This window comes from Enterobacter sp. JBIWA003 (genome assembly GCF_019968825.1).
Taxonomy (GTDB): Bacteria; Pseudomonadota; Gammaproteobacteria; order Enterobacterales; family Enterobacteriaceae; genus Enterobacter; species Enterobacter quasiroggenkampii.
On the sequence record NZ_CP074170.1, the window covers coordinates 2,839,495 to 2,857,256 of the forward strand.

Sequence of the window (17,762 nt, forward strand, 5' to 3'; positions counted from 1 at the left end):
TTTATTTGTAATTGATGAAATCAATCCATCACCGACAGGTGTTTAACCTATGACAATTTCAATGATGCCTCCCAACGTCTTACAACCAGGAAACAAAAAATCTTTGCCAGTTGTTGATTTAATATTTTATTGCCATACATTGAACAACTGCTTCCATATTTCCTGTTCCTCAATAGTAGAAACTCTAAAATCCTGAGTCTTTCGTCTATATTCCATAAAACATGAGTCTATAGCTCGAATAGCTACCGTTTGTTCTTTGCGACATTCAGCTAAAATAGACTGCATATCCTGAAAATAATTAGAATCAAGAATATTTTTTTGAAAAAACAGCTCTAAGAAATCCAATACTTCATCATAAGATTGTAAATTTATCATGGTTTCTCTGGAAGAATATCAATCTTGTCGAAATTAATAACTCTATTTTTAGCATGCAGCTGTTGAACATTATCTTGACCGTATTCAGGGTATGTCTTAGTAAACGGTTCAAGTAGCGCTCTTGGTCTATCGCCGAACATTCTCGGGGTTCGCACTTGCGGAACACCATTTACATATAATTGAAGAGTATCAAACTCAGCTCTTAGACGTCCATCACTCCATGATTTATCCAAAGGATCAATTGGGTTTAATTTATCTGCTCCTTTGATCTGGAATGCATAATACCATAACAAATTGTTGTGCAGACCTGACGGGATGTAGTGGTAGCGGGTCAGCCCTTCCACCGTAGTGCAGACGACCGACTGTCCTCTCCCGCTACGGGAGAAGGTATGAATATTAATATCCAGATCTGCGTGACAAACTTGTGGCTATTCTTCTCCAGCATGCATTGTTGCAATATTATTTGGCCAGACACTCATAAAAACTTGTGAATTTATTAAAGCTTTCAATGAGCTGCTGTTGCATGAAAACTAGCTGGGGAAGCCCCTTCCCCTGATGATCAAATATTTATTAGAACATTGTCGACAAGCTCAAAGCCTGAAACTCCCATAGTTGTGTAATTAGGGTATTCAGCAACAGACAAACGCCTGATTTCCTCCTCCCCATCATATAAGCCACCAGCATAATTAAATATTTTTAATTGTTTTTTTTCTTCTGTGAGATCAGCATGACCAATAATTTTCCAAATGCCTTTACTAATATTTTGGTTGCCAGTGAACAGAACCTTCATCTCTTTGCCAAATTTTTCAAACGATAGGGGTGTTAGTGAACTGTTCTCTTTAACCCTCTCCGTATCCTGTATTGATAAAATACAGAAACCTAATGCTTGCTTAAACTTTTGCTTTGGAGCAAAAACAACTTGGCAAAACGCATACTTCCCATTACTCATCGGAATGACAAAGATGTCACCCTCTTTATATTTTACTTTCATCAGCCATTCACTTTCAGAATTGATAACGCATCTTTCAATACTTCCCCCCCAATCACTGCTATGGCCTGCAATATCATATTTGCTAGCGTTTGGGTTATTAGGGCTATATGACCTGATTTTATTGAGGAGATTTGTTAAAGAGTTTGTTGAATTAGCTACACCATTAAGATCCATAATCTTTTGTTCCAAGAATTTAGCTTCCGCTTTGTCAAATTATTATTAAATATGGTCAACTGTTCCAAATGTGATTTACCCGGTGTATTCGCATGGCTATTCAAACGTGCTGGAGCATCCCCACGTCCTACAGAGATAATATTCTTTGCATCGTGTAGCACATACAACCCTTGACCATTTACGGGATCATAATGTTTGCCTGTGCCTCCAGCCCTTCGAGTGGATGGTAACCCCTTACAAGGTATAAGACCTAAAGGATCTGTCCAAACTATAGGATTAGGAGCATAGCTGTAAAGATTTAACCCGCCATTTAACCCTATCGGGTCCTGCTGCGTAAACCGCCCGCAGTCCGGGTCGTAATAACGGAACAGATTGTACTGCAGCCCTGTCTCACGGTCCAGGTATTGCCCCTGCATGCGCAGGTTCCCCTATACAGAAGTTCTCTCTAAAATCATCAAAGGATTTAACTTCCCGGTCTTGTAATTTATCAGCAATAGTGGACGGTAATAAACCTGCATTACCATGCTATTTCCCTGAAAAGTGTTAATTGCTGTCAGTTAATGCAAACCCTAGCAATATAACTTTATATCTAGCAGGCTGACTTTCCCCCTCAGCTAATACGATATGCAAAAAATTGCCATCAAACAAATTAGAAGTGAGTAATATGAGATATGCCGACACGGGTATTCTTCAGGTTATATCCTTACAGGATCAATCACCACCGCCCTAGTAGGAGGTTTAGGGTGACAACGAAAAACCCACGTAAAATGTGGGTTTTTATCAACGTGTTTCGAACTGATTGCTTAATTAAGCGAACTGCCCCATCATTATTAAAATCATGTTCTATATGTGTCATTTTCCCTATAATAATTCACCTCATCGATAAACCATTTATTCCCATGACCTCCACTACTTTTGTTCTTCACAATATAGTTTAAAGAACTGACTAACATCCACCCTTTCAAAGAAAAATTTTCTACTGCTAACGGCATTTCTAAATCCTCTTCATCAAGGTATATTTCGTCATCCTCCAAACTTTGGATATAATCCCAAGGAATATAATAGAACTGAGTATCTTCTGGCCGTGCTTCCCAAGTGTTTATATTAGCATAAATCCATTCCCCAGGCTCTAACTGAGAAAGATTTTCTATTAATTCATCTATAGATGTATATGTATTCATTGTACCCTCACAATTATCTGCATCGAGAACCACCACCCCAAGTTTTTCTTCCACCATATCCTTTCGGGTGATAATCCAGATGCCTTGAGTTATGATCTGGCCCATCAACCAATTGTAACAACCCACCAACTCGCTCATGATGGTGCCAAGTTGTTTCCCAACCAGAACCTGTTGGAGCTGTTCTTGGGAACGCGCCACGCTTACCTGGAGAAACCTTTTCAAATATACCCGGGAATTTTTCCTCTAGGGCAGCTTTATATAATGGGTCATTATTCATTTTATAATATAATTGTCTGTTCGCTTCCTGGAAGTGTTTTCCGTCACTCATTCTAAACATGTCTTTAGGTAAATATGACTCACCATAAACATCATATACACCAGGATTATTTGTGCTCGCGAGCCCTAAAGGATCGACCCAAGTAAGCGCATTCGGCGCATACTGGTAAAGGTTTATTCCCCCCGCCAGCCCTATCGGGTCCTGCTGTGTAAACCGCCCGCAGTCCGGGTCATAATACCGGAACAGATTGTAGTGCAGCCCTGTCTCACGGTCCAGGTATTGCCCCTGCATGCGCAGGTTCTGAGAATATCCTGATATCTGCGTCTCGCTTTCCCGCAGCAGCTTGCCCCAGGCGCTGTTTACCCCTTCCCAGCGCACCTGCCCTTCGATATCCGTCATCCGCTCCGGCGTGCCGTTGGGCTGGCAGTGGAACCAGAAAATCTCCGGAGCATCAACGCCGTCAATACGCGCCAGCGGGTCGTAACTGTTCTGATCGCTGTAAACGTAGGTCAGCGGCACATCCCCGTGCACTTCCTGCAGCAGTCGGAACCCTTCCCAGACAAACCGGGTGGTGACCGGCTTGCCGGTTGGCTGTCCGCCCAGCATCTGGCGGCGCGTTTTGCTGATGCGGCGACCGAGCGGATCGTAGCGGAAGCTGACCTGCGTCTGCGGTTTGTTGCGATCCCGCGGCTGGCTGATGACTTCCGTCAGGCGATGCTCGCCGTCGTAGCGGTAGTGCCAGCGGGTCTGGCCGTTATCCTTCTCCACGGTGCGGCCGTGGATGTCATAACGCCAGCGAATGCCGTTCAGCTGCGTCAGGCGGTTGTGCGTGACCTTCTCAGCAGAACCTTCCAGCGGGTTACCGGCTGCATCCCAGCGCCACTGCTCCTGACCCGGCAGCGTGCCGTCCTGAACGAGCAGGCGTCCGGCGCTGTCGTACTGCCAGCGGTACCAGCTGAACGGGTTATCGTCCCGCTCTTCGCGCACCAGATTATTGCGGTAGTCGTAATCCCAGCGGCGGGACCAGCGGCGCGGCGACGGGCGTTGCGCATTGCCGGTAAAGACGTCCCGGCGGTGCAGTCGGCCGAGGCGGTCGTACTCGCTGCGGGTGGTCAACAGCCCCTGGGTGCGGCTGGTCTCACGGTGGAGTTCGTCGCGAGTAAAATCGGAGACCGACAGCTTATCGAGAGCAATGCTGAGCAAATGCCCGCTGCCGTAGTAGAACTGCTTCAGCTCGCGACCATCGGGCAGCGTGACGGAGGTGCGGTTGCCTAGCGCGTCATACTCCCACGCCAGCTCACCGTGCTCGCCCGCTTCGCGCGTGACGCGACCGAGCGCGTCATACTCAAAGGCAAGCTCCTGCTCTGCCTCGGTGGTCCACGCGTCGGGTGAAAGCGCAGGATGCAGACCAATCCGGCTTAATAGCCCGGACGGCGTGTAATGGTAGCGGGTCTGCCCTTCCGGTGTGGTGCGGGCGACCAACTGGCCGCTCGCGCTCCAGGCGAAGGCGTGGGTGATAGCCTCCGGATGACCGGCGGCAAAGGTGCGCGCAATCGTGCGCCCGCAGGCATCATAGCGATACTGCGAGGCTACGCCATCGAGCCCCACCTCTTCCAGCAGCAGCGAATCTGGCCCCCAGCGGAACTGATACGCTTCGCCGTTCTCGTTTTCCAGGGCAATCAGACGCCCGCGGCTGTCCCAGCGGCGTCGCACTTCTTCACCCTGCGTATTACGGGTGGCGGTTAAGCGCCCCGCCTCGTCGTATCTGAACTCACTTTCTTTCCCGTCGGCGCCCGCATGCTTCACCGGCAGACCGCGTTCGTTCCATTTGAGCGATTCCGTCCAGCCTTCCGGGCGATCGAGCTGCACCGGACGCCCTGCGGCGTCGTAGCGGTAGCGCGTCTCTTCACCGTCGGCACCAGTCTCAGCCACCAGCCAGCCCAGCGGATGATAGCGATAGCGGGTAATACGCCCGGAACAGTCCGTCGAACGGACAATCTGCCCGGCCTCGTTGTACTCCTGGTAGCGGCTGTTGCCAGCGGCATCGACCTCTTCCACGACCTGGCCAAACTCGTCCCGGCGCAGTTGCGTCGTCTGCCCCATCGGGTCCACCACGCGCTTCAGCCCGTGATGTTCGTCGTACCAGAACCGGGTAGCGCTGCCGTCGGCTTCGATAATGGCCGCGGGAAGCGCGCGGTGCTCCAGCCAGGTGGTGGTGCGGGTATTGCCGTCGGCATCGGTCTCCTGCACCCGGTTGCCCATCTCGTCGTAGACGAAGGTGACGGCGTTGCCGAGCGGATCGATGCGACGCGTGAGAAGCTCGTTATCATCCCACTCGTAGCGCCAGTTTTCACCGCGCTCGTCTACGTAGCGGACAATCAGATTTTGCGCGTTCCAGTAGTGGCGGCGCGTCTGACCATCGTAGTGCTCGACGGTCGTCAGCCCGGCGGCTAAATCATAGCTAAAGCGGCAGCCGTCGCCGGTGCTGGTGCGGTTTTCCACCACGCGCCAGTGGTCGAATTTTTGCCAGCGGTATTCGCTCTCCAGCCCGCCCGGCATCAGGTGCCAGACCATCAGGCCGTGGTCGTTGTAACGGTATTCACGCGTCACCACGCCGGAGGCGTCCGTCGCGCTCGCCAGCTGGCCGCGCGCATCGTAGCCCCACTGCATCAGCGGCCAGGTTTGGTTGCCGTCGAAATGGCTGGCAGCGGTCACGCGATGGGGGAATCGTTCATCTTCATAGCGCAGGGTGACGTCTATCGCCCGCGGCTCGTCGTGAAGACCAACCAGCCTGCCGTGCTCGTCCCACGCCGTCAGCAGCGCATTGCCGTATTCGTTGCTGAGCGAGGCCAGACGCAGGATGGAGGGATTCCCGCGGGTCGGTTTATACAGACGCCACACCGCGCCGTCATCGTCGGCAATCGCCACGTCGCCGCTCTCATTGCGGCGGATAATGATGCCTTCGCTGATGCTGTAAAACGCGCGGTCGACAGGCGGCAGTTCAAAGCTCAGCTCGCGCCCGGTTTCATCGAACCAGGTCGCATGGTTATCTTCCAGCGCCAGATAGCTGTCAAAGGTCGTTGCCCAGCCCAGACCAAACAGCCCTTCGCGGGTGGTCAGGCTGTTGTAGCTGCGCTGCCAGCGAAGCGGGAAGCGCCCCGGCAGCGAGAAGTCGAGCTCATCGTCGTCGTTCAGCACCTTCACGCCAGTGGCGGCGTGGACCGGGTGCGAGGAGCCAAACACGGCGTTGACCGCCATATCCGCCAGCATCCCGCCGCCGGCCGCGGCCAGCGCGCAGGGCATGTTTTTCAGGATCTTGCCCGGACGCCCGCGCAGCAGGGAGAGCGCAATCATCCCCAGCGCCAGACCCGGCGTTTTACCGCTTTTGATATCGCGGACCGTGAGCGTGTCCCCGCCGATGATCACGTTCGGGGAGACGTCGTCGGAAACGGTGCCTTCGCAGGTGGTGCGATCTTTCGCACGCACCGCGGGCTGCCCGTTGATAAAGACGCTTTTAGAGCCTTCCGCCAGATACTGCGGCCCGGAGTGCTTTTCACACGCCACCTTGTCCTCTTCCAGCGGCGAGGTCCCCGCGGCGGCAGAGGCCACGCTCGGCTGCCACATTTCGCTGCCGAACTGTCCGGCGGCGGAAAGCAACATGCCCGCGTAATCGGCAAAGCTGCCCGGTGACTGCGGCTCAGGGGACGGTGTATCGGCGGGCGTCAACGTCCCTGCCGCGCGGGCGGCGGGGATTGCGTTGGTCAGTACGTTGTTCGAACCGGTGGTAATTTTACCCGCAGGCGACGGCGGGAAAAGCGCATTGCCTAACCCTTCCGCGGCGTTGCTGATGTCGTCGGTGATCCCCGCCACGTTCGCCAGCACGCCACCGATAATCCCGCTTAACACAGAGCTGGATCCAATCGCCGCCACGCCCGCTGCGGCCGCCCCGGCCCCCAGCAATGGCGCCGCTACGGTTGCTGCTGCGCCCACCGCCGCGCCGATCACCGCGTAGGCGGCACCTTCCGCTACGATGCTGGTGATGTCAGCAAAAATGCTGGAGTGAATAATCTCGTCGCCCTTACGGGCCGCGTTGTTATCGCTCATGCCTTACACATTCCGGTTGTCGTTTAGCGTCAGACTCTGCTTAAGCGCGCTCCAGCGCACCTCGTCCTCTTCGGTAAAGGCTCTTAATGCCGAGAGGGTAAAAATCATCAATACCGGTTTGCCCGGCGTCTGCACGGCCAGCTGTTTTTGCCACAGGCGTTGCCCGTTACGGTCAAAGGTGGTCTCAACTTCCAGCCCGGTGATTTTGCCGTCAGGCCCGGCGTTTACGTTCCGGAATTCGCTCTGGGCGATCTCACCCATCTGAGGACGCAACACATCCCACTGGCGGTGAAACTCTTGTTCGTAGTCGCTGCCATCGGGAATCACGCCGCGGCTGACCACCACGGACAGCCCGCTTTCGTCATCGCGAATGATGTTCATGCTGTTATCCTGCCAGGCAGCAGGAAAAAGGGAAAATGAACCTTCCTGGAGGGTGTATTTCATAAGTGAACTCGGGATGATTAATATTGAGAGAAACAAGAAGGCCAATCCATGTTGGCCCTTTGGCTGGCTGTTTTATTATTTACGCCATTGACCTGATTGTTCGACTAAAACATGGCTGCCTTTACTGACAACCAATTTCACAGGCGCATACGTCACGGTGTAAACGATCTCGCCATTCTTGTACGTTGAGCCGATTATTTTACCTGCGGAGTCGTGTAACGTTTTTCCCTTTAAGGAGATCGTACTGTTATCGCTTTTGCGCACGCCGAGATAAACCATCTGGTCACATTCACCCTCGAAACGCCCGCACTTGTTTATCAGAGAGATAGTGAACTTTTCGGTGTCCAGTTTTCTGGTTTCAGCGTGATGAACCGAAGCGGTTTTACGTAACGTATAACGCAGCGGAGTATAATCATTTCCTTTTTGTGGAGGTGTTACCAGACGCCATTCCATTTCACTCCCCTTTATTTCCAGAACAGCCCTTCCGCCTGCGCCGCCAAACGATGAGTTGAACTCTACGTTCGCACGGTTTCCCGCGATCGTACCGCTAAGATTTCGCTCATCTTCTTCCGGGCAGTCGATGCGATTCCCTCTCTGGGAGATATAGCAATAAGACCCGGTGACACGGTTGCCTGATTCAGCTAACTGCAGGGTTAACGTCGAGTCGTTGCCAACCCCGCCTGCCCAAACCCCGTCAAACGCAGGTCTCGATTGGCTGTTCGTTGCAAACTGCATCGTATGGAATCTGGCGGCCCATTGCTGGATATCAGCATTAATACCCGGGCTATTATCAGAGGATTGGTAATGGATTACGTCCGACTCCGGAACCACCCAGGCCGCAAAGATTTTGCCGTCAGGATTGATAACCAGCGCTGACGCGTTCTCCAGATAAAGATCTTTTAGCCAGCCTTCAACAAACAGTCCTCCACCTGCGGTGGTGTGCGGTTCGCCGAAGACGTCAAAGTTATCAATAAAGGTTTGGTAATGATTTCCTAACAGCGTCCTGAGATTGTCTGTCACTTCACTGTCGTTAAGGATGCGACTTACCGTATCGAGCTTATTGTATTGCGATAATTCAAGTGCCGATGACGTTTCAACGACGCCTGTCAATAAAGCCGTGAACAATACGACTGCCAGATATTTTTTGGTCATAAATTATTCTTGAGAATCATTGTTGTAATTCATCGTTATTTTTATAACGTTCCCGCCTTTTATCTCAAAAGAAAGCACTTTTTTATCCAATTCGTAGGTAATCCACTGCTCCCCCGCATCATTGTCGACCTGACCGGTACCGTATGCGCTGTTCAGTTCCTTTCTCGTTGAACCCACATGGACACCACGCGGCGTTGCGAAGTCTTCGGCAGTCAGCGTAATCTGCGACACGATATAATCATCAACGCTTCGTTCAGCTTTATCCCACCAGAGATTGGAACTGAATATTTCTAACCCAGCCCTTTGATGCTGGTAGAATTTATAGTTCGTTCCGTCAAAAGGAACCTCACCGACAAAGTTGCCTTCCAACGGCACATCAATTTTACCGGCACTATCAGGAGACCATCGGTCGCCCAATGAGACAGGCTGGTCTTTGATCTGCACAGAAAAATCCCGTTTTGTCAGAACGGGAGGCATTACCTGAGCCAAAACCACATTGCTTCCGAGACAGGTAAACATCAGGATGGAACAAAGAAATATCGGCGTGTGTTTTTTCACGTTAATCGTCATTTATTGAATGTGTATTGCAATTATCACCCTGAAGAAACCGCCAGGACATGAGTGCAGTATTTCTTAGTCTGCGCTAATGACGACTGAACCCAGACAGTGAGGATTTTTCACGGTGAAACTGAAGCTCACCTTTTGTCCATTCATATCTTTTCGGGCTGTATGGCTGGTCACTTCGTTCTCCGAGCGGCCTCGTGGATAATCAGTTAACGTCAGCTGCGGATAATGCTTTTTAACGGTATCCAGCGTTATGCATTGACCTGAGGAGGGTGAAAAATTCAGTAAAGGCGCCATGCCGTCGTTATCTTTGCTTAAACGTAACCCAATTGCGGTTATGTTCGTTCCATCAGCGAGTTTGATATCGTCGGCATTGTAGAAATTGATATATTCATTTTGCCTGGTCATCTTAAACGGTAACGGCGCGTTACTAAGGGTTGTAACGGATAACGTCTTAAGCGATGCACTCATCCCGGAAATAAACATCCAGAGATCCTTTTTCTGCGCATCTCCTCCAGCCATTCCCGTCGTTAGTAACGCGATAAGTACCGCACCTGCTTTACTCATCTTTGGCCGTAAATTTCGCCTGCACCGCCGCATCAATATCCCCCTTATGCCCCGATCCCGGTGCCGTCGTGCCCGGCTTGGTTCCCGAGGTATTCAGATGCAGCTTACCGCCCGTGGTGATATACCCATCCCCTTCCACGAAGAAGTTAAACTCTTTGCCGATGAGGTTAATCTTGCCGTTAGCATTCAGCTCAATGGCGCTTTCCCCTGAGACCAGCCGCAGCTTCGTCCCGGAAGCGATAACATACTGCTCCACCGCCGCATCCAGCTTGCCTTTCCCCGTCAGGATCTCGGTGCCACCTTTCACGGCCTGAGTCTGATTCGCTTCCACGCGATGCAGTTCATTTTTCTTCACGTAATGGCTGCGCTCGCCGCCGACGCTGTGCGTTTCATCATTTTTAACGCTGGTGTCCATGTTACGCTCGGCCTGGATCCATACCTGTTCTGCGCCCGCTTTATCCTCAAACCGCAGGGCGTTGGCGTTGTCCACGGAACCGTCTTTCGTGCGGCTCATAAAGCCCATCTGCGTCGCCGCAGCCGGCAGCGCCCACGGCGGCATGCTCGCGTCGTTGTACACGCGACCGGTGATAATCGGACGGTCCGGGTCGCCGTTGATAAAGTCCACCACCACCTCATCGCCGACGCGCGGGATCTGCACCCCGCCGTAGCCCTGGCCCGCCCACGCGCTCGACACGCGCACCCAGCAGGAGCTGGTGTCATCGCCCTTCGCCAGACGGTCCCAGTGGAACTTCACCTTCACCCGGCCGTATTTGTCCGTCCAGATACTCTCGCCCTTCGGCCCCACCACTTTCGCCGTCTGCGGGCCGTAGGTGCGCGGCCACGCCGTGCTCTGCGCCGGACGGTAGGCCACCGACGCAGGAATGACCGTGAAATCGGTCCGGTGAATGGTCTCCCCCTCGCCGCTGGCATAGCGGTTCTCTTCGAGGTGGTAACCCGCCGCCGTCACCAGATACTCACCGTTGTCGCTGAAGAACGGCGCGTTGGTTAAGGTGAAGGTGTGCCCGGGCGCAATCCCCGCCGCCGTCGCGGTGGCCTGAATCTGCTGATGCTCCACCTGCCAGCGCTCCTGACGGATGCGGGCATAGAACTCCCCGTGCCCCTTGTCCACAAAGCGACCCGGCCAGTCGTACACGTCGATGCTGCCCGGCTTCGGCGACGCCGGGTTCTGCTGGGCCTGAAACAGCCATGCGTTCGGCTTGCGGAAGTCATAGTCGTCGAGGCTGTAAATCCCCGGCGTCACGCTGTCCTCCAGCGCCCACTGGCTGATGCCCTCTTCGTCCGTACTGCCGCCCGACGGCGTCTGGTGGTACGGAATGACCTCATAGCCGCTGAAGGGCTGGTACTGCGTGGCGGCGTCGGTGAGCACCAGGGTGTGCTTGTCCGCCTCATGGCGGAAGTGATACGCAATCCCCTCCAGCTCCATCAGGCGGCTGATGAAGTCCAGGCTCGACTCCTGATACTGCACGCAGTAGTCCCACACCCGGTAGCTGCCGGTGAGTTTGTCCTCAACGTTGACCTGATGCTCACCCAGCAGCGTTTTCACAATCTGCGGCACCGTCTGGCCCTGGAAGATACGCAGGTTACGGTCGCGCTTCATCGGCCACAGGTCCGGCTCCACCGTCAGCTGGTACACCGCATAACGGGTGCCCGTCAGCTCAACGGCGCTGACCGCCACGCGGGTAATCTTGCCGTTAATGTAGCGGGACGTCAGCAGGCTCTGCGTCGGGATGGTCACCGTGACCGGCTGGCCCAGCAGCTTACTGCGGTCAATGCGTGCGTCCGTGCCGAGCACGGTCAGCGTCAGCGCGAACGACTCGGACATCGCCTCGCGGCCCGTCAGTTTCCAGAACAGAAGCCCCTCCACCGGGAGCTGAACGGTAATTCGGTTGAGCATAATCTTTATTCCACTATGGACTAATCTCGGTGTTCGTTGAGATATTTTCTAAATCGTGCTTATTTAAGCCATAAACCTGAAAACATAAGGACGCTACCCAGGGAAACTACGCTTTTAGCAACGATAAGTAAGCAAGGCGCAACGACGCGTGTTATAGACGATATTGCTTCATAATTTTCAGCATTGTATTTTTTGTGCCCTCCTGTAATCCCGGAAAAGATCGTGCAGAGCAGCACAACGGTAACTTTTAGTCCCCATACGCACAGGAAAGACATGGAAAAGATAATCGAATATTGTTTCGCCGTTGCGACGGAGAATAATGACATTGACTGAGCGAGCCATTTCAACGTAAAACCAATAACAACCGTAGCCACTAGCACCAGAACGAACATCAACCCAGCAAGGAGCCATTGTTTTTTACTGAATAAGTCTTTTCCATTCCAGATAAGCGCTAGTGTCCAGATCATAAAGAGAATAAAGAAAAGCCATTGAATCATAACGTACCACATTTATACATGTTGTTCTCCAGGCATTGTCGTGTCGTCATCTCACTTCGCATCACACTCCTTTTCCAAACCAAATACCATATAACAACAAGATACAGCTTAACGCGGCGATAGATTTTGCTACCAGGCGAAATATTGGCCCGAACCGCTGATTGACTATATCAGTGACGCCATTAATTCAACCCAACTCAATATAATTTTCTTTATCCACAAACCATGGTCACCACATCTTCTCTTCTCGAAGAATCTGTATTGTCCAATTTTTGACACGCCGGGACGCTTTTAACTAACAAACCATTAGGGACAGACAAAGAAAGAGGCACGGTACAATACCCGTGCCATATGACTAATATAATTATAAGAAATTATCCTCTGGAGCTCTATCGAACAGTTCACCTGCCATTTTGGCGATACGTTCGTGCTGTACGAGTTTGTTTTTCCACTCCTGCGGAATACCGGAATAACCATATAATGCCCCCGCGATTTGTCCCGCCGTCGCTGCAACGCTGTCAGCATCATCGGCAAGGTTAGCTGCCAGTAGAATGGCATCGCGGAAATTATCCGTATTCCATACGGACCACATCGCGGCCTCAAGCGTATCAATAACGTAACCACTTGAACGGATCTGGTCGCGAGTTTTTTGCTTATACTCACCCGCGTTTATGATCATTACACGCGCGCACAGTGGGAAAACATGAGGCGAAAAAGCTTCTTCTTTTTGATAACCGTTGATTAAATAGTGCAATACCAATCCGAGAAATTGGCATGCGTTAATTGATTCTACCGCGCCATGCGTTGCTCGACTCTGAGCCTGTGATTCGAAGTAAATCGCACGCAGCGATTTTCGACGAAAGATAGACACCGGTGCTTGACGAATAACCCCAGCATTACCAGCAGTGTGTTTCTCTGTATTACCATACCAGGAAGGTCCGACACGCATATACTGTTCAAGCGCGAACCGCGTCGTATTCCCGATATCGAAGCACCGACCATTACTGCTATTATCTCCGTCAAGATACCATTTCAGGAGATATTTTCTAAGCACATCGGTGTGCATTCTGTTTTCTGAAAGATAAGTCTCTGCCAGACATAATGCCATGGACGTATCATCTGTCCATTCACCAGGTTTTAATTGAAAAGGCCCGCCACCAATCATATCTGCTACATGTTCACTGTCTCTTTTCTTAAACTCAAGAGTGGTGCCGACGGCGTCCCCAACAGCCAATCCCACAAACGCCCCAAGCGCTTTATCACGTGAAACATCTTCAGTCGTAATTAAAGGTAAAGTTGCATCCCAGGCTTGTGAAGAACTCAAATTATCAATACTGTTGCTCCTTATTGCCTTACGGACATTAACTGGCATGTATGTATGATAGCGATCAGCATAATGATTGATTACTGAGTCTTCGGAATGAAGGTCGATCATGGTATTTCCTTTAATTCTATATTCGTTATCCCAAGTTCATCTGACCTGCTGATAACCTCAAACGATGTATTCGGCTTAAACAGCACTTCAGTCTCTGTTGCATTGAACTCTGAAAGGAAGTCAATTTTCCTACCGGAAAAACCTTCAATACGCATTTGGATAGGACCGCTGAAGCCTCGATTAACATCAGTACTAAGAAAGGCGGGATCGATAACTGTTTTGCCCGGAGTATATCCTTCCAATATGTGCGAAGGTAGGCTGTTCATCCCGCGGTATGTCTCGCCACTAAAAGTAGGAAGCTGGTCTAAGCCATCATTTATATGTTGAGTAAATGCTTCCATTTCTTTAGTCATTGGTTTCATACCTCGTAACGCTGGGTTTACCATTTGGTAGCCTGGATCGGTAGTATAACCATACAATGCACCTACTTGCTCATCACTGAGTAAAGCAGACAGAGCAGGATCTCGATTATCCGCCAATTCTCTGCCACGAGTAATCCATTTTTCGGCTCGTTGTTTCCCCACGGCTTCGCTTAAGCTCATCCTTGGCGAAGCTGAAGCTGTAGCAGGTTCCGCACTAACGCGCGGCATTGATTTACCAGCCCGCCACGCATCAAACCTTGCCCCGCCTTTCATGCCAGCCCCGCCGCCAATAACCGAGCCGATCAGCATCCCCCATTTCTGACCGTCGCTACCTTCGCCACACAGCATTCCACCCGCGTAGCCACCAATAGTCCCACCGCCCATCGCACCGAGGGTACTCAGAAGTGCGATTGCCGGACTGGCCAGCACCGCCATGGCTCCGGCACCAACGGCGAGCATCGTCCAGTTCACCCATTCCGGTATTTCAGGACTTATTTCATCGGTCTGAACCTTGCTTCCACCGATAATAACATTTCGCGATCCCTGGCTAATCTCAGCGCTGCATGTCAGCTTATCGCCAGTGCGAGAGGCGGGAAAGTTGTTGATGTAAACCTTTATCGAACCTTCGGCAACCCGTTGCAGACTACCGCTGTGTTCGTCACACTCTCCGGCTGACAGATGAGCGCGGATAGCCTTTCGGCTGTTGATAAAGACATTGGGTGAACCTTCTTTTAGCGTACCGGTAGTATGGCGTGGAGCCCATGACATACTGCCGAGGAGCTCACCCAACCCACCCGCAGCGCATGCCCCAGCCGCAACGGCAGAAACAGCAACCAGCGCGGTCCCTCCAGTGACGACAACGGCAGCTGCGCCCAGAATGGCCCCGCCCACCAATCCTGCAATCATCCAGCCTTTTGAGGCTGTATGTGCAATCTCATCATCTACGCGAGCAGCCTGACATTCGGACATGGCTATTCGGCTCGCTGTGCCATCAGATACTTACGGATCCGGTCGGCTGTATCAAGCGGGTCAGAACCAGACACCTGGCGGCATGCGGAAAGCTGTGAAAGTAGGTGATGTGATTTGTCTGCGAAAGTCGTCCAGAGCGCGTAACGAAGGGGTTGGCTGTCCGGAACGGGTGCAATACTGAGTGGTTTGCCACGCTTTTCAAAAAGCAAATACTGCCCCTCTTTCGCCCGCTGAAGCGAAAGGTGTCCATACAGTTCCTGAATGTTTTCAAAGACACTGAGTACCTTACTCTCACTATCAAGCGCAAAAAATGGCCCCTGGCTGTCGGCAGCGAGCATTTCTCTAGTTTCAGTCTGAGCCGGTTTGTGGAACTTAATACTGCGGATAATTTCCTGATATTGATTATGATAATAATCGCTAAACTCGCCCGGGCAAGTACCGATATAACACACCATCTTTTGGCCGCCAGGATGGTCACCGAGCAAAATAACGGTCTGCCTCTGGAAAATGATCGCATTATCATTTTTGAATTGATAAAAAAGCTCAACCGCCGGGAGACCATCAACAGAGGTCATCTGCGAGGATTCGAGACGAAAGTCGGGCACCGTAATTTCCAGTTCACGTACCAAACGGGTTGCCGCATCATGGACTTTATCTTCGTTTTTAGCACTCGCACGAGAAACAACAAAAGTAAACTCGCTGGCTCCGTTATCACTCAGGGTAAATAAATTCATGGTTCTGTCTTTAAATACATCGGGTAAGGCAAGGGATGCTTCCTGAAGAATATATTCAGCCATTCGGGTTACTCTTATTTATTGCCATTAATAACAAAAAAACTATCCAATTCCTGCTGGATTTCACCCTGAAGGGATGCGCCAGGCGGATCGATGACATTTTGTCCATCATCAGGGTTCAAGTGTAATTCGCCGGAAAGCGTATTAATTTGCGCATTCTGTTTCGCAGTAAAGTTAAAATTATTACCAATGATATGGACGCTGCCGTCTTTTGATAGCTCGATGGCGCTTTCACCACATTCCAGTCTCAGCGTATTTCCTGCGGAAAGTATAAAATTATTAACGACTTTATCGTTTCGACTGTTCCCCGTCAGGCATACCACATCGCCTTTAATCCCTGATTTCTGATTTTTCGCTACCCGTAAGGTTTCATCTTCGCCAACGAACTGGGTTCGATTTTTTTCAGTAGAATGTGTTTCGTCGTTTTTGACGTTAATATCCAGATTGCGCTCGGCCTGGATCCACACCTGCTCTGCGCCCGCTTTATCCTCAAACCGCAGGGCATTGGCATTGTCCACGGAACCGTCTTTCGTGCGGCTCATAAAGCCCATCTGCGTCGCCGCTGCCGGCAGCGCCCACGGCGGCATGCTTGCGTCGTTGTACACGCGCCCGGTAATGATCGGACGGTCCGGGTCCCCGTTGATAAAGTCCACCACCACCTCATCGCCGACGCGCGGGATCTGCACCCCGCCGTAGCCCTGGCCCGCCCACGCGCTCGACACGCGCACCCAGCAGGAACTGGTGTCATCGCCCTTCGCCAGACGGTCCCAGTGGAACTTCACCTTCACCCGGCCGTATTTGTCCGTCCAGATACTCTCGCCCTTCGGCCCCACCACTTTCGCCGTCTGCGGGCCGTAGGTGCGCGGCCACGCCGTGGTCTGCGCCGGACGGTAGGCCACCGACGCAGGAATGACCGTGAAATCGGTGCGGTGAATGGTCTCCCCTTCGCCGCTGGCATAGCGGTTCTCTTCGAGGTGGTAACCCGCCGCCGTGACCAGATACTCGCCGTTGTCGCTGAAGAACGGCGCGTTGGTTAAGGTGAAGGTGTTCCCGGGCGCAATCCCCGCCGCCGTCGCGGTGGCCTGAATCTGCTGATGCTCCACCTGCCAGCGCTCCTGACGGATGCGGGCATAGAACTCCCCGTGCCCCTTGTCCACAAAGCGACCCGGCCAGTCGTACACGTCGATGCTGCCCGGCTTCGGCGACGCCGGGTTCTGCTGGGCCTGAAACAGCCATGCGTTCGGCTTGCGGAAGTCATAGTCGTCGAGGCTGTAAATCCCCGGCGTCACGCTGTCCTCAAGCGCCCACTGGCTGATGCCCTCTTCATCCGTACTGCCGCCTGACGGCGTCTGGTGGTAAGGAATGACCTCATAGCCGCTGAAGGGCTGGTACTGCGTGGCGGCGTCGGTGAGCACCAGGGTGTGCTTGTCCGCCTCATGGCGGAAGTGATACGCAATCCCCTCCAGCTCCATCAGGCGGCTGATGAAGTCCAGGCTCGACTCCTGATACTGCACGCAGTAGTCCCACACCCGGTAGCTGCCGGTGAGTTTGTCCTCAACGTTGACCTGATGCTCACCCAGCAGCGTTTTCACAATCTGCGGCACCGTCTGGCCCTGGAAGATACGCAGGTTACGGTCGCGCTTCATCGGCCACAGGTCCGGCTCCACCGTCAGCTGGTACACCGCATAACGGGTGCCCGTCAGCTCAACGGCGCTGACCGCCACGCGGGTAATCTTGCCGTTAATATAGCGGGACGTCAGCAGATTCTGCGTCGGGATAGCCACCGTGACCGGCTGGCCCAGCAGCTTACTGCGGTCAATGCGTGCGTCCGTGCCGAGCACGGTCAGCGTCAGCGCGAACGATTCGGACATCGCCTCGCGGCCCGTCAGTTTCCAGAACAGAAGCCCCTCCACCGGGAGCTGAACGGTAATTCGGTTGAGCATAATCTTTATTCCATCTAG

General features: G+C 52.4%; 16 protein-coding genes. All 16 read right to left on the bottom strand.

Features of this window, described 5'->3' with window-relative positions; translation table 11 throughout:
- Positions 1-126: 126 nt before the first annotated feature.
- The 16 genes from KGP25_RS13695 to tssI (KGP25_RS13770) all read right to left on the bottom strand — a co-directional run bounded on the left by KGP25_RS13695 (position 127) and on the right by tssI (KGP25_RS13770) (position 17,744).
- Positions 127-375, bottom strand: coding sequence for a hypothetical protein (locus KGP25_RS13695; RefSeq protein ID WP_223539118.1), 249 nt, complete (start codon positions 373-375; stop codon positions 127-129).
- Positions 372-719: a hypothetical protein gene (locus KGP25_RS13700; RefSeq protein ID WP_223539119.1), complete on the bottom strand. Its 348-nt coding sequence runs from the start codon at positions 717-719 to the stop codon at positions 372-374. The genes KGP25_RS13695 and KGP25_RS13700 overlap by 4 nt, the downstream gene beginning before the upstream one ends.
- A 215-nt stretch (positions 720-934) precedes the next feature.
- A complete protein-coding gene (locus KGP25_RS13705) occupies positions 935-1,555 on the bottom strand; it encodes an immunity 26/phosphotriesterase HocA family protein (protein ID WP_223539120.1) in 621 nt (206 codons plus the stop codon).
- On the bottom strand, positions 1,522-1,956 hold the full coding sequence (locus KGP25_RS13710; protein WP_223539121.1) for an RHS repeat-associated core domain-containing protein: 435 nt from the start codon (positions 1,954-1,956) through the stop codon (positions 1,522-1,524). Before KGP25_RS13710 ends, KGP25_RS13705 begins: the two co-directional genes overlap by 34 nt.
- 420 nt (positions 1,957-2,376) lie before the next feature.
- Positions 2,377-2,778 carry a hypothetical protein gene (locus KGP25_RS13715; RefSeq protein ID WP_223539122.1) on the bottom strand — a complete coding sequence of 134 codons (402 nt, stop codon included), beginning with the start codon at positions 2,776-2,778 and terminating at the stop codon, positions 2,377-2,379.
- The gene (locus tag KGP25_RS13720; protein ID WP_223539123.1) at positions 2,735-7,102 is read right to left on the bottom strand and encodes an RHS repeat-associated core domain-containing protein; all 4,368 of its coding nucleotides are present in this window, start codon (positions 7,100-7,102) and stop codon (positions 2,735-2,737) included. The genes KGP25_RS13715 and KGP25_RS13720 overlap by 44 nt, the downstream gene beginning before the upstream one ends.
- 3 nt (positions 7,103-7,105) lie before the next feature.
- A complete protein-coding gene (locus tag KGP25_RS13725; protein ID WP_045908993.1) occupies positions 7,106-7,546 on the bottom strand; it encodes a DcrB-related protein in 441 nt (146 codons plus the stop codon).
- Positions 7,547-7,621: 75 nt separating this feature from the next.
- A complete protein-coding gene (locus tag KGP25_RS13730) occupies positions 7,622-8,698 on the bottom strand; it encodes a hypothetical protein (protein WP_223539124.1) in 1,077 nt (358 codons plus the stop codon).
- A gap of 3 nt (positions 8,699-8,701) precedes the next feature.
- Positions 8,702-9,256 carry a hypothetical protein gene (locus tag KGP25_RS13735; protein WP_223539125.1) on the bottom strand — a complete coding sequence of 185 codons (555 nt, stop codon included), beginning with the start codon at positions 9,254-9,256 and terminating at the stop codon, positions 8,702-8,704.
- 75 nt (positions 9,257-9,331) lie between these two features.
- The gene (locus tag KGP25_RS13740) at positions 9,332-9,829 is read right to left on the bottom strand and encodes a hypothetical protein (protein ID WP_223539126.1); all 498 of its coding nucleotides are present in this window, start codon (positions 9,827-9,829) and stop codon (positions 9,332-9,334) included.
- Complete coding sequence (gene tssI / locus KGP25_RS13745) at positions 9,822-11,744, bottom strand: type VI secretion system tip protein TssI/VgrG (RefSeq protein WP_223539127.1); 1,923 nt, start codon at positions 11,742-11,744, stop codon at positions 9,822-9,824. Before tssI (KGP25_RS13745) ends, KGP25_RS13740 begins: the two co-directional genes overlap by 8 nt.
- A gap of 59 nt (positions 11,745-11,803) precedes the next feature.
- A complete protein-coding gene (locus KGP25_RS13750) occupies positions 11,804-12,241 on the bottom strand; it encodes a hypothetical protein (RefSeq protein ID WP_223539128.1) in 438 nt (145 codons plus the stop codon).
- A gap of 364 nt (positions 12,242-12,605) precedes the next feature.
- On the bottom strand, positions 12,606-13,676 hold the full coding sequence (gene tri1 / locus KGP25_RS13755; protein ID WP_223539129.1) for an ADP-ribosylarginine hydrolase Tri1: 1,071 nt from the start codon (positions 13,674-13,676) through the stop codon (positions 12,606-12,608).
- Positions 13,673-15,007 (bottom strand): PAAR domain-containing protein, encoded by a 1,335-nt coding sequence (locus tag KGP25_RS13760; RefSeq protein WP_223539130.1) that lies wholly within the window; start codon positions 15,005-15,007, stop codon positions 13,673-13,675. The genes tri1 and KGP25_RS13760 overlap by 4 nt, the downstream gene beginning before the upstream one ends.
- Positions 15,008-15,009: 2 nt before the next feature.
- A complete protein-coding gene (locus KGP25_RS13765; RefSeq protein ID WP_223539131.1) occupies positions 15,010-15,804 on the bottom strand; it encodes a DcrB-related protein in 795 nt (264 codons plus the stop codon).
- An 11-nt stretch (positions 15,805-15,815) separates the two neighbouring features.
- Entirely contained in the window at positions 15,816-17,744 is a 1,929-nt protein-coding gene (tssI, locus tag KGP25_RS13770) for a type VI secretion system tip protein TssI/VgrG (protein ID WP_223539132.1), read from the bottom strand.
- Positions 17,745-17,762: the final 18 nt, after the last annotated feature.

Bases quoted from the DNA above. Each gene is read 5' to 3' on its own strand.
- KGP25_RS13730 (WP_223539124.1), bottom strand. From the start codon at position 8,698: ATGACCAAAAAATATCTGGCAGTCGTATTGTTCACGGCTTTATTGACA.
- tssI (WP_223539132.1), bottom strand. From the start codon at position 17,744: ATGCTCAACCGAATTACCGTTCAGCTCCCGGTGGAGGGGCTTCTGTTC.
- tri1 (WP_223539129.1), bottom strand. From the start codon at position 13,676: ATGATCGACCTTCATTCCGAAGACTCAGTAATCAATCATTATGCTGAT.
- KGP25_RS13760 (WP_223539130.1), bottom strand. From the start codon at position 15,007: ATGTCCGAATGTCAGGCTGCTCGCGTAGATGATGAGATTGCACATACA.
- tssI (WP_223539127.1), bottom strand. From the start codon at position 11,744: ATGCTCAACCGAATTACCGTTCAGCTCCCGGTGGAGGGGCTTCTGTTC.
- KGP25_RS13710 (WP_223539121.1), bottom strand. From the start codon at position 1,956: ATGCAGGGGCAATACCTGGACCGTGAGACAGGGCTGCAGTACAATCTG.
- KGP25_RS13720 (WP_223539123.1), bottom strand. From the start codon at position 7,102: ATGAGCGATAACAACGCGGCCCGTAAGGGCGACGAGATTATTCACTCC.
- KGP25_RS13695 (WP_223539118.1), bottom strand. From the start codon at position 375: ATGATAAATTTACAATCTTATGATGAAGTATTGGATTTCTTAGAGCTG.
- KGP25_RS13725 (WP_045908993.1), bottom strand. From the start codon at position 7,546: ATGAAATACACCCTCCAGGAAGGTTCATTTTCCCTTTTTCCTGCTGCC.
- KGP25_RS13750 (WP_223539128.1), bottom strand. From the start codon at position 12,241: ATGATTCAATGGCTTTTCTTTATTCTCTTTATGATCTGGACACTAGCG.
- KGP25_RS13715 (WP_223539122.1), bottom strand. From the start codon at position 2,778: ATGGTGGAAGAAAAACTTGGGGTGGTGGTTCTCGATGCAGATAATTGT.
- KGP25_RS13765 (WP_223539131.1), bottom strand. From the start codon at position 15,804: ATGGCTGAATATATTCTTCAGGAAGCATCCCTTGCCTTACCCGATGTA.
- KGP25_RS13740 (WP_223539126.1), bottom strand. From the start codon at position 9,829: ATGAGTAAAGCAGGTGCGGTACTTATCGCGTTACTAACGACGGGAATG.